At 69.3% G+C, this 12,074-nt stretch carries 9 protein-coding genes; 6 read left to right on the forward strand and 3 right to left on the reverse strand.

Translation table 11 applies throughout. From position 1 onward, the window contains the following. Positions 1 to 4: 4 nt before the first annotated feature. Entirely contained in the window at positions 5 to 1,195 is a 1,191-nt protein-coding gene (locus ACFFQA_RS01290) for a GNAT family N-acetyltransferase (protein WP_377849637.1), read from the forward strand. Here the strand turns inward: ACFFQA_RS01290 and ACFFQA_RS01295 are convergent. Further along, entirely contained in the window at positions 1,192 to 2,154 is a 963-nt protein-coding gene (locus ACFFQA_RS01295) for a helix-turn-helix transcriptional regulator (RefSeq protein WP_377849638.1), read from the reverse strand. The genes ACFFQA_RS01290 and ACFFQA_RS01295 overlap by 4 nt on opposite strands. 83 nt (positions 2,155 to 2,237) lie before the next feature. Here ACFFQA_RS01295 and ACFFQA_RS01300 point away from each other — a divergent pair, with 83 nt between their 5' ends. From ACFFQA_RS01300 to ACFFQA_RS01310, 3 genes are all read left to right on the forward strand, one after another. Beyond that, entirely contained in the window at positions 2,238 to 2,909 is a 672-nt protein-coding gene (locus ACFFQA_RS01300) for an alpha/beta fold hydrolase (RefSeq protein ID WP_377849639.1), read from the forward strand. A gap of 9 nt (positions 2,910 to 2,918) precedes the next feature. Further along, positions 2,919 to 3,851 (forward strand): nucleoside hydrolase, encoded by a 933-nt coding sequence (locus tag ACFFQA_RS01305; protein ID WP_377849640.1) that lies wholly within the window; start codon positions 2,919 to 2,921, stop codon positions 3,849 to 3,851. A gap of 75 nt (positions 3,852 to 3,926) precedes the next feature. After that, positions 3,927 to 4,496 carry a class I SAM-dependent methyltransferase gene (locus tag ACFFQA_RS01310; RefSeq protein WP_377849641.1) on the forward strand — a complete coding sequence of 190 codons (570 nt, stop codon included), beginning with the start codon at positions 3,927 to 3,929 and terminating at the stop codon, positions 4,494 to 4,496. Positions 4,497 to 4,618: 122 nt separating this feature from the next. Here the strand turns inward: ACFFQA_RS01310 and ACFFQA_RS01315 are convergent, their stop codons facing one another. Then, positions 4,619 to 5,134, reverse strand: coding sequence for an RICIN domain-containing protein (locus tag ACFFQA_RS01315; RefSeq protein WP_377849642.1), 516 nt, complete (start codon positions 5,132 to 5,134; stop codon positions 4,619 to 4,621). A 282-nt stretch (positions 5,135 to 5,416) separates the two neighbouring features. Then, positions 5,417 to 6,427: an adenosine deaminase gene (gene add, locus ACFFQA_RS01320; protein ID WP_377849643.1), complete on the reverse strand. Its 1,011-nt coding sequence runs from the start codon at positions 6,425 to 6,427 to the stop codon at positions 5,417 to 5,419. A gap of 248 nt (positions 6,428 to 6,675) precedes the next feature. On the opposite strand from add, the gene ACFFQA_RS01325 reads away from it, so the two are divergent. After that, complete coding sequence (locus tag ACFFQA_RS01325; protein ID WP_377849644.1) at positions 6,676 to 8,535, forward strand: Xaa-Pro dipeptidyl-peptidase; 1,860 nt, start codon at positions 6,676 to 6,678, stop codon at positions 8,533 to 8,535. 149 nt (positions 8,536 to 8,684) lie between these two features. After that, complete coding sequence (locus ACFFQA_RS01330; protein WP_377849645.1) at positions 8,685 to 12,071, forward strand: phosphodiester glycosidase family protein; 3,387 nt, start codon at positions 8,685 to 8,687, stop codon at positions 12,069 to 12,071. Positions 12,072 to 12,074: the final 3 nt, after the last annotated feature.

Raw genomic sequence — 12,074 nt, forward strand, 5'->3', positions numbered from 1 at the left:
GCGGGTGGAGCTGAGGATCCGGCCGCTTGCCGACGAAGACGTGTCCGCCCGCTACGAGCTCAACCGGGTGGCGTTCGGTCGAACCCAACCGTTTTCCCAGGTCAAGGCGACCTTGCCCAGGATCAGCGACCAGCACGGGATGAACTGGTGGGGCGTGTTCGACGAGCGCGGTGTTCTCCTCGCCGACGCGGCTGACCGCGAGCAGGGCCAGTGGTTCGGTGGCCGCCTCGTCCCCACCAGCGGCATCGCGGGCGTCGCGGTGGCCCCGGAGCACCGTGGCCGGGGTCTCGCGCAGAAGCTGCTCAAACACACGCTCGGCGCCGCCCGTGAGCGCGGTGCCGTGATCAGCACGTTGATGCCCAGCGTGCCGGGTCTCTACCGCAAGCTCGGCTGGGAGCACGTGGGCGCGATCGTGGACGAGCGCGTCGCCACCACGGCGTTGCAGTCCGTCCGCCCCGAACCCGGAGTGACCGTGCGGCCGGTGACGGTCGAGGACTTCCCGACGGTCATGGACCTCTACCGCGCCTACGCTCGCGCGGGAAACGGCCTGATGGAGCGCAGCGGGCCACTGTTCACCGCGACGGCGGCCGAAGTGCTCGACGAGTACCGCATGACGTTGGTGGAGGGGCCGGACGGTGCGGAGGGCTACGCGAGCTGGCAGCGCACGGACAACTACGGCGTCGGCGCGAAGCTCGTGGTGACCGACCTGATCACGCTGACGGAGCGCGCACTGAAGACGCTGGTCTCGCAGTTCGGCAGTTGGGGGACGGTCGCCCCGACCACGGAGCTGCGCCTCGCGGTGCCTGACGAGCTGGTGTGGGGACTGCCCGTGCACTTGGAGCGCGCGTCGACGGACGCGTGGATGCTCCGCCTTGTGGACGCGCGTGCGGCGATCGCGGCCCGTGGCTGGCCGGAGCTGCGTGCGACGGTGGACCTGGAGGTTGTGGACGACGTGTGCCCGTGGAACGCGGGCCCCCACCGCCTGGTGGTCGCTGCGGGCGAGGCGACGTTGGAGCCGGGCGGGAGCGGTGAGGTGGTCATCGGCAGCAGGGGCTTGGCGGTGCTCTACGCGGGCGGAGCGAGTACGGCGGCGCTGCGCAGGGCGGACCTGCTCTATGGCGGCGACGCCCGTACGGACGCGTTGCTGGACGCGGCCTTCGCCGGGCCCCGTCCCGGCCTTCTCGACCCTTTCTAGCTCTCGTCCCGGGTGGCCTGGGCGGCGAGGTGGCGTGTGAAGTCGAGTAGGGCCGCGCGGAGTTCGGTGGGCTTGCGCACCACGAACGGCCATTCGAATCCTGCGAGCATCCGCGCCATCCCGTCCAGCTTCTCCGCACGCGTGCGGAGAAGCACCACACCGTCCACTTCGGCCACGGTTCCTGTCGTAGGCGGGATGCGGCGGCGTACCGCGTCGAGCGGTCCTTCTACGACCACTTCCACCTCCCACGTGTACGGGACACGCGCCAGTGAGCGTGTCACGTGTGCGACCGCGTCGAAGTCAGCAGGTGCTTCAAAGGTGTTGTCCTGCAACGAAACCGACCGCACACGGTCGAGCCGGAACGTGCGAAGGTCGCCGCGCCGGTAATCGTGTCCCGTGACGTACCAACGCCCTGAGTGGAAGACCAGGCCGTAGGGGTCGAGTTCGCGTTCGGACTCCTCGTCTTGCCACGAGCGATAGCGGAGGCGCACGCGTGTCCTACGGCGTACGGCCTCGCCAAGGAGCAGCACGGTGTCCGTGGCTGGCGCCTTGCTCTCGCGGGGGAGGAGCGTGAACCCCAACGCTTCCTGCACCGCTTGTGTGCGGTCGCGCAGTGCTGGCGGGAGGACGCGTTGAATCTTCGCGAGGGCGCTGTTGACTGCTGGTTCCGTCGTGGCCAGACCGATTCTCTTGCTCGCGACCAGTCCCAGAGTCACGGCGACGGCCTCGTCGTCGGTGAGCATCAATGGCGGGAGCTTGTAGCCGGGCCGCAGCCGGTAGCCGCCGTAACGACCGCGCTCGGCCTCCACCGGCACGCCGAACTCGGCGAGTCTGCTGGCGTAGCGGCGCACGGTGCGCTCGTCCACGCCCAACCGTTCCGCGAGGTCCTTGCCGGGAAGGCGGTGGTTCGCCTGGAGGAGCTCCAGCATCGCCAGCAGCCGCGTCGTGGGGTGTGGCACGGGTCACAACCTTAATCCGGACGTGTTCTGCCCGGATTCAACCCTACGGTCGTCCCAACGACATCGAGCAAGGAGTCAACGACATGGCCACCTACGTTCTGGTTCCCGGTGCCTGGCTCGGCGGATGGGCCTTCAAGGACGTCGCTGACCTGCTGCGCGCCGAAGGGCACGAGGTGCACGCGGTCACCCTCACCGGCCTGGACGGCGAAGGCGACGCGAGCGCGATCAACCTGGACACCCACATCGCCGACGTGGTCGACGTGATCGGTGAGAACCGCTACGTGATCCTGGTCGGCCACAGCTACGCGGGCATGGTGGTCACCGGCGTCGCCGACCGCGTCGGCGAGCGCCTGGCGAAGCTGGTCTACCTCGACTCCGCCCCCTTCGAGAACGGCGAGTCGCTGCTGGACTTCTCCGGCCCGATCCAGGCGGTCGACAACCGCTTCGCGTTCCCGTCCTACGAAGTGCTCCGCCAGGACGCGAACATCGACAGGGACACGTGGGAGCTGTTGAGCGCCAAGGCAGTCGCCCACCCCTACGGCACGTACGCGCAGCCGTTGCGGCTCACCGGGCAGGAGCCCACCTACGAGCGGATCGTGATCGCGTGTGATGACTTCCGCGGCCTTGTCGCGACGGGCATGCCGCGCTTCCAGCAGTTCGTCGCTCCCGCGTGGAAGCGCGTTGACATCGACACGGGGCACTGGCCGATGTACACCGCCACCAAGCAGCTCGCTGACGTCCTGGCCGCGCTCTAGTCTCTGCGCGTGCTCTCCATTCTCAGTGCGGTAGCGGTGGCCGTGACGCTCGTGGTTGTCCCGGCCACCCGTCCCGCCCCGGTGCCCCTGATCATCGACACCGACATCTGCGCCGCGGTGGACGATGTTCCCGCGCTCGCGATGGCCAACCTCATGCACAGCAGGGGAGAGGCGAAGCTGCTCGGTGTCATGGTCGACACCAGGGGTGAAGCGGGTGCTGCCGCGGTGGACGTGGTCAACACCCACTACAAGCACCCCGACATCCCGATCGGCGCTCTCAAGCCGACCGACGGCTCCACGTGTGAGCAGTTCGCGCACAACTACGCGCCGGAGCTGGGGAAGAAGTTCCCGCACGACCTTCGAGGTGGCAGCGCGGCTCCGGACGCGACCGCGCTCTACCGCGAGCTGCTTGCCGCACAGCCGGACCGCAGCGTCGTGGTCGTGTCACTGGGCTCCACGACCAACCTGCGCAACCTGCTGGACGCTGACGCGAATCTCGTTCGGAGAAAGGTCTCCCGCCTGGTTGTGATGGGCGGTCAGTATCCGCGCAGCACGACGGAACCGGAGTTCAACTTCGCGCTCGACCCGGCCGCGACCACTCGCGTGGTGCACGACTGGCCGACGCCGGTGGTGTTCAGCGGTGGCGAGCTGTCGGTGTCCTTCGGCAAGCGGATCGCCGGAGCGGGGCCGGTCACGGAGACCTTTCGCATCGGCTTCGGTGCCGGTGTGGACGGTGAGCTGTGGGACGTGCTGCCCCTGTACTACGCCGTGCACGGCGGCGAGCACTTCACCGAGGTGCGTGGCGGCTCGAACCGGATCGGCGCGGGCGGGGCGAACGAGTGGGTCTCCCCGGCGACCCGCGACCACGCGTACCTGACGTTGGTGACCGGCACGCCGGACATGGCGAGGATCATCGAAGACATGCTGGTCAGCGCCGCCTAGCGGAGGGTGGTTGGCAAACGCGGGCGGTGACAGGGCAGGCTAGGAGGGGTGTCGAGCTCCCGCAACGCTTCACGCGTGTTCCTCCAGGCCGTCCTGCGCCGCCCCAGCCTGATCGGTGGTGTGTGGCCCAGTTCCCCCGCGCTGGCCGCCCGGCTGGCCTCGGTGATCCCCGGTTCCGGGGACCCGGTCGTCGTCGAGCTGGGCGCGGGCAGCGGCGCGGTCAGCGACGGCATCACCGCCCGCCTCGGCGCGCGTGGCCGCTACCTCGGAGTCGAGCTCGACGAGGAGCTGGCCGGCCACCTGCGCGAGAACTACCCGCGCATGGAGGTCCTCAACGCCAATGCCACCGAGCTCGGCAAGCTGCTCGCCGACCGGGGCATCGACGCGGTGGACGCGGTGGTCAGCGGCCTGCCGTGGGCGCTGATCGGCGTTGACGGCCAGCGCGAGATCCTCGGCCACGTCGCGGAGGCGCTGCACCCGCACGGCGTGTTCACCACCTTCGCCTACGTGCACGCGCTGGGCATGGACAACGCCCGCCGCTTCCGGCGGCTGCTGGAAGCCACCTTCGACGAGGTCCTGCTGACCCGGGTGGTGTGGGCGAACCTGCCGCCCGCGATCACCTACGTCTGCCGTCGTCCGCGCTAGCGGCGAGGCCGCGGGCACGGGCGTGGGTGGGCTCCGCCTGGCCGGAGTCTTGTTCTCTGGAGCCCACCCACGGCTCATGTGCGGTGAGGGCCGCCCGGTCTCGGGCGCCTCACCTCGGCGCGTCATCCCTTCGTGATCGGGGCGCGCCACTGCTGGAGCGGGTTCCCGGGCATGCAGAACTGCAGCGCGGCCCGGGTCGCGGCCTGGGGGCCCGCCAGGCACATTCCCTGGAACTTGGCGTTGCGGAAGATGTAAGCGCCTCCGACGGCTCCCCCTTGCCTGATCCACCGTTGCGCGATGGTCTCGTCGCACGGGCGCACGACGAGGCCGTCGCCGAACTCGCTCTTCTCGCCCTCCTCGGCATCGACGCAATGGCCGCTCGCGACTCCCTTGAGGGAAATGAACCCGTCGGTGTGGAGAATGATCTCCCACTGCTGGCTCGACCGGCTGTGGGTTTCGCTGATCACGACTCGACTGCCTGCGGTCGTTTCCTCGCCTTCGGTGGAGAGGGCCTGGTTGTACAGGACGTTCTGAATGACTACCGGCGGCCGCGGTGCGGCGTTCGCGCTGGTGAGCGGGGCGTGCCCGATCACTGTCGCCGCGGCTGCTGTTGCCAGGGCGATCACACGTGCGCGCATCTGAACCCTTTCGCTACCCGGAGTCCCAGGTCCTCTTGGCACAGTGATTCGTGTCGCTGGTTCACCTGCCGGAGACGTTTTCGGGGGAAACATCCCCGGCAGGCTGTAGACCGTAGCCGAGCTTAAGAACGGCAGCATCGACTAACGGAGTGAAGGTTTTACCCAGCTCCGCGTACCATTCAGTCGCCCGCTGGACGGGTGCTCTTTATCGGGTATTTTTGTTGCATGTCCTGGTGAACCGAATTGTGGTTGTCAACGCAATTGTGGCGCCGCTCGACAGCGTCAGAGCGTCGCGTCGATCTCCGCGAGCAACCGCGCCCGCACGTCCTCGGGGCAGAACGACGCGCGGACCCCGTTGCGGGCGAGCTCGGCGAGCTCTCCGCGCGTGAAGCCGAACTCCTTGTGGCACAACAGGTACTCACGGTTCAGGTCGGTGTCGAACATCCCGGGGTCGTCGGTGTTGAGCGTGACGGGCACCCCGGCCTGGACCAAGCGCGGCAGCGGGTGCTCGCCGATCGTGGTCACCGCCCGGGTGCGCAGGTTCGACGTGGGGCAGACCTCCAGCGCGATCCCGCGCTCCGCCAAGTGCTCCATCAGCCGGGGGTCGTGCACGGCGGAGATGCCGTGGCCGATCCGCTCCGCGCCCAGGTCGTGCACGGCGGACCAGACCGTCGCCGGACCCGTCGTCTCCCCGGCGTGCGGCACGCTGTGCAGCCCGGCCTCCCTGGCGAGGGTGAACATCGGCGCGAACTGCGCCCGCCCGACACCGATCTCCGGCCCGCCGAGTCCGAACGCGACAGTCCCTTCGGGACGGTGCCGCAGCGCCCACCGCACGGTGGTGCTCCCGGCCTGCCGTCCCTTCTCGCCGGGGATGTCGAAGATCCACGCGAGCAGCACACCGTGTTCGGCGAGCGCCCGCGCGCGACCGGTCTCCAGCGCCTCGGCGAGCTCGTCCGGCTCGATCCCGGCCAACAGGTGCAGGTGCGGGGTCACGGTGACCTCGGCGTAGCGGACCGTGCAGCGCGCGAGGTCGCGGGCGAGGCCGGTCACCAGGGTCACGATGTCCTCACCCGTGCGCACCAACGCGCTCACCGCGAGGATCACGTCGAGGAAGTGCGCGAAGTCCCGGAAGACGTAGAAGTCCTGGAGCAGCGTCTCATCGGTGGGCACGCCGCCGTCCGGGTGGCGGCGGGCCAGTTCCAGCACCGTCGGTACGGACGCGGCACCGACGAGGTGGACGTGCAGCTCGGTCTTGGGCAGGGCGGCGACGAACGCCGCGATGTCGTTGGGCATGCGGAAACAGACCTTCCAGAAAGGGGATGTGGGTACGGGCGCACTACGCCCGTGTCACCACGCGAGGTCAGTCCGCGCGTGATCGGCTCCATACAGCGGATGGGCCACCAAGCCCGCCAGGAACACGTTCACGCCCGCAGTCTTTCACGGGTCGGTGTGGATGCAGAAGGACATTTGGAGTATTGACCTCGAAGCCCGCCCCGGCGAAGGTGCGCAGGTACCCAAACTTTCCCCAGGGGGAGAAGCCGATGAGGCGTGCACGGACAGTCCTGCTGGCCGCGATGGTGGTGCTGCCGCTGACCAGTGCGCACGCGCTGGCCGCCGCACCGCCGCAGCAGCCGGTCTTCGTCGACGGTGAGGCGCAACCGGTCTACAACGCCGCGGACGTCGTGCGGGAGAAGGTGTTCATCCGGGTTCCGATCGACAGCGACCGGGACGGCAAGGACGACGAGGTGCGCGCGGACGTGGTTCGCCAGCAGGCGACCACGCAGGGCCTCAAGGTGCCCGTGGTCTACCTCCCGAGCCCGTACTACGCGGGCGGCAACAACGTGCCGAACCACAACGTGGACGTCGAGCTGTACGTGCCGGACGGTTCGAAGCGTCAGGACGCGCGTCGTGACTCGCCCGGAACCGACCCGAATCAGGACGCGCGCATCACCGCGGCGATCGGTCCTGCAGGTCCGAACCCCGGCGCGATCGGACCGTCCAGCTACGAGAGATTCCTGCTGGAGCGCGGTTACGCCGTGGTCTACGCCGAGTCCCTCGGCACCGGTGAGTCGACGGGCTGCCCGACCACTGGTGGCCGCAACGAGACCATCGGCGCGCGTTCGGTGGTGGACTGGCTCAACGGCCGCACTACGGCACGCGATACCAACAACAAGCCGTCCGTTGCTTCGTGGGCTACCGGTAAGACCGCGATGATGGGCGTGTCCTACAACGGCACGCTGCCCAACGCGGTCGCATCGACCGGCGTTCAGGGGCTGGAAGCAATCGTGCCCATCGCCGCGATTTCCAGTTGGTACGACTACTACCGTGCTGACGGTGCTGTTGTCGCTCCCGGCGGTTACCAGGGTGAGGACGCTGACGTGCTCGCCGAGTACGTCTACAGCCGCTCCAACCGTGAGATCTGCAAGCCGATCATTGAAGAGATCGCCAGGCAGCAGGACCGGATCACCGGTGACTACAGCCCGTTCTGGGACGAGCGCAACTACCTCAACGACGCCAAGAAGGTGCGCGCCGCGACCCTTGTCGTGCACGGTCTGCGTGACTGGAACGTCAAGACCAAGCACGCGGCGCAGTGGTACGACACCTTGAAGGCGAACAAGGTGCCCCACAAGATCTGGTGGCACCAGTCGGGTCACACCGACCCGTTGGGACTGCGTCGCGACGAGTGGCTGAAGACGCTCAACCGCTGGTACACCCGCTACCTGTTCGGCCAGCAGAACAACGTCGAGGCCGAGCCGCGCGCCACCATCCAGCGCGAGGACAAGAGCTGGGTCACCGAGGCGGAGTGGCCCGTTCCGGGCAGCAGGGACGTGTCGGTCTACCCGTGGCCGGGCGGTTCGTCCACCGGTGGCCTCGAAGCGGGCTCGCCGGTCCCCGGCAGCGCTGTCGTGGAGAAGCTGGCCGACGACGCCAGCAAGAAGGTCGAGCAGTTGCTCGCGTTGCCCAGCTCCGGCAACCGGCTGTCCTACGCCACCCCGGCCGCCAAGCAGCCGCTGCGCATCAGTGGCACGGTCAAGGCGGAGCTCAAGGTCGCCTTCGACCGCCCGGCGGCGAACGTGACCGCCGTGCTGGTCGACCGCGCCCCGGACGGCACCGCCAAGGTGATCACCCGTGGCTGGACCGACCCGCAGAACCGGACGCGGCCGGACCGCACCGAGCCGATCAAGCCGGGTGAGCAGTACTCCGTTGGCGTGGAGATGCAGCCGATGGACTACCTGCTGCCCGCGGGGCACAAGCTCGGCCTGACCCTGCTCTCCAGCGACTACGACTACACGCTGCGGCCCAAGCCCGGCGCGGGCCTCGCGGTCACCCTCAACCAGACCCGGATGGTCCTGCCCACCCTTGGTGGCAAGCAGGCGTTCGTGGCGGCGTTCGGCCGCTGACCCATCCCCGCAGAAGGGCCCCTTCCCGCGTCGGGAAGGGGCCCTTCGGCCGTCCAGCGGCAATCAGTCCTTCCTCTGGAGGATAGTCAAAGTTCACCTGGATACAGTGTGCTTCCGGTGAGTTATTCACCTAGTCGCTGGAGGACGTTGTGCGCACTCGCGGCACGGCCGCTGTCTCCGCGTTCCTCGCCGTGCTCGGCCTGACGCTGGGCGGTACCGGGGTGGGCGTCGCCGCCCAGCCCGCCGCGCTCGGGCCCGAGCCGGTGGAGGGCCGCCCCGCCTCGTCGTCCGTGGACGGGCCGGTGCAACTGCTCCCGCAGCCCGCCGCGCGCGTTGCCGCCGCGGACGAGCAGGACCTGTTGATCAGCAAGGCGGACCGGCCGATCGCGCCGGGTCTGTCCCTGAGCGAGTTCCGCAGCATCCGCCCCACCGGCTGGATCCAGGGCGACGTCCTCACCGCCGACCTGTCCCAGCCCACGTTGAAGACGCAGTACCTCAGCCCGGGGCCGGTCGCGGCACGCACGGTCCTCACCGAGCAGGCGGCCCGCGCCGGGGCCGTCGCGGGCGTCAACGGCGACTTCTTCGACATCAACGAGACCGGAGCACCCAGGGGAGTAGGCATCGACAACGGCGCACTGCGTCACGCGCCCGCCAGCGGCTGGAACCACGCCGTCGGCATCGACGGCAACGGTGTCGGTCGGATGCTGGAGGTCTTCCTCCAGGCCAGTGTCACGTTGCCGGGCGGCTCGTCGATCACTGCCACCAACTTCAACTCCCCGGACGTCGCCAAGAACGGCGTAGGCATCTACACCTCGCTGTGGGGCACACAGCCGCGTTCCTGGGCGACGGTTGGCGCGAACCAGGTCCGCGAGGTCGAAGTCCGTGATGGCGTTGTCAGCGCGCTCCGTTCGAGCACCGGGTCCGGGCCGATCGCGGGAAACACCGTGGTGTTGCTGGGAATCGACGCGGGAGCCACAGCGCTGGACGCGTTGCGTGTCGGCGACAAGGTCGATGTCCGCTATCAGCCCAAGCACCAGGGCGACCCACTGAAGGTGGCCGTGGGTGGCAACCTTCCACTGCTCCGTGACGGCGTAGTGCTGCCGCAGACTGACACCGCGATCCATCCACGCACCGCTGTCGGCTTTTCGGCGGACGGCCGCAAGATGTGGCTGGTCACCATCGACGGTAGGCAGATCTCCAGTCGCGGCATGACGTATCGCGAGCTCGGCGAGTACATGAAGTCCCTCGGCGCCGATGACGCGCTCAACCTCGACGGTGGCGGTTCTTCGACGCTTGTCGCACGCCTGCCTGGGCAGAGCGCGGTTTCCGTGCAGAACTCGCCGTCCGACGGCGGCCAGCGCACCGTGCCCAACGGCCTCGGCCTGACCAGCTCCGGCGGCAGCGGACGGCTCACGGGCTTCCGCGTGGAACCGGGAACCAGGGACGACCAGGCGAACCGCGTGCTCGCCGGGCTCAGCAGGACGGTCGGAGCGTGGGGCCACGACGAGAACGGCGGTCCGGTCAACGCCACGCCTCGCTGGCGGGTCAGCCCGTCCAACGCGGGAAAGCTGGACGCGTCCTCGGGCCTGAGCGTGTTCCGCGCGGCGAAGCCGGGAGCGGCGAAGCTGAGCGCGTCGTCCGGCCGCGCCAGCGGTGAGCTGGGTCTGACCGTGCTCGGTGCGCCAGTGCGGCTGGACACCGACACCGAGCGGGTCGCGCTGTCCGGCATCGGTGCGAACGGGCACTTCCGGGTGCTGGGGCAGGACGCGGACGGCTTCACCACGTGGATCGAACCGCGCGATGTGCAGCTCAGCTACGACCAGCGCCTCGTGCACGTCAGTCCGGACGGTGACGGGTTCGCCGTGTCCGCGGCGGCCGTGACCGGTGGCACCGTGATCACCGCGAAGGTCGGCAACCTGGTGACGCACTTCGGTGTCACCATCGGAACCCAGACCGCGAACGTGTCCACTATGGACTCCGCTGAGCCGTGGACCGCGAGCGTCTTCCCCGCCGTGGTCGGCGCATCACTGTCCACTGTGGAAGGGCGAGCGGGCAACGCGCTGGCGCTGGACTACCGGCTCACCGGTGCGACCGTGACCCGCGCCGCCTACGTCAACGCCCGTACCCCGATCGTCCTGCCCGCCGGAACGCAGCGCGTGGGCGCGTGGGTCAACGGCGACGGCAAGGGCACGTGGCTGCGGTTGAGCCTGCTCGACACCACCGGCACCGCGACCGTGCTCGACCTGTCCAAGAAGATCGACTGGACCGGCTGGCGCTACGTGGACACCGAGGTGCCCGCCGCGCTCACGGGCGAACTGCGCGTCCAGCGGCTCTACGTGGTGGAGACCGACGGCAGCAGGCAGTACGAGGGCCGGATCGTGCTGGACGACCTCACCGCCTCGGTCGCGCCACAGATCTCCGTACCCGCAGACACCCCGCGTCAGGACCGCGCCGTGGTGACCGACGGGGACCTGCCCGCCAAGCCCGGTGCGCTGCGGGTCGCCGTGGTCAGTGACGCGCAGTTCACCGCGGACAACCCCGAAGGCCCGCTGGTCGCCCAGGCACGCCGGACCTTCCGCGAGGCGCTCGCCGCCAAGCCCGACGTCGTGCTGATCAACGGTGACCTCGTCGACCGGGGTACCGCGGCCGACTTCGCGCTGGCGCGCAAGGTGATCGACGACGAGCTCGTGGGCAAGGGGGTGCCCTGGTACTACCTGCCCGGCAACCACGAGACCTACGGTCCCGGCACCACGGCGGAGTTCCGCAAGGCCTTCGGCGACACCTTCCGCGTCGTCGACCAGGGCGGCGTGCGGATGGTGCTGCTCGACTCCTCGCTGGGCACGTTGCGCGCGGGTGGGTTCGAGCAGATCAAGCTGCTGCGCCAGGCCCTGGACTCGGCCGCGACCGATCCGGCGGTGCGGGGCGTGCTCGTCGCGATGCACCACCCCGTCGACGATCCACTGCCCGGTGGCTCCTCGGAGCTGACCGACCCGTTGGAGGGACCGCTGCTGACCAGCTGGCTCGCGGACTTCCGTGCGCGGAGCGGGAAAACGGCCGTGTCCGTCGCATCGCACGCGGGGCTGTTCCACGCTGGCCGCACCGACGGCGTGCCGTTCCTGATCAACGGCAACTCCGGCAAGGCCCCGGCCGCCGCTCCGGCCGACGGTGGCTTCACCGGCTGGACCTTGGTCCGCATCGACCCCGCTGACCAGCGGGAACCCGTGCGGGCGGAGATCAGGGCGCACGTGGACCGGCTGGAGCTGGCCGCCCCGGCCCGGCTCACGGTCGGTGCCACCGCGACCGCTGGGGGGAATCTCTTCCAAGGCCAGCGCAAGATTCCCCTCGGCTACCCGGTGAGCGCCGACTGGTTCGGTTCAGCCAACCTGCACATCGGCCCCGCGCAGGGGGCCACGGCGGCGCACATCGCCGCGTACGACCCGGCGACCGGCACGCTCACAGCGCTTCGAGCAGGCACGATCGAGCTCGGCCTCGCGGTCAACGGCACGAAGGCCACCGCCACGGTGCAGATCGGCTAGGCC

Origin of the sequence: Allokutzneria oryzae (genome assembly GCF_042429765.1) — a bacterium.
Taxonomy (GTDB): domain Bacteria; phylum Actinomycetota; class Actinomycetes; order Mycobacteriales; family Pseudonocardiaceae; genus Allokutzneria; species Allokutzneria oryzae.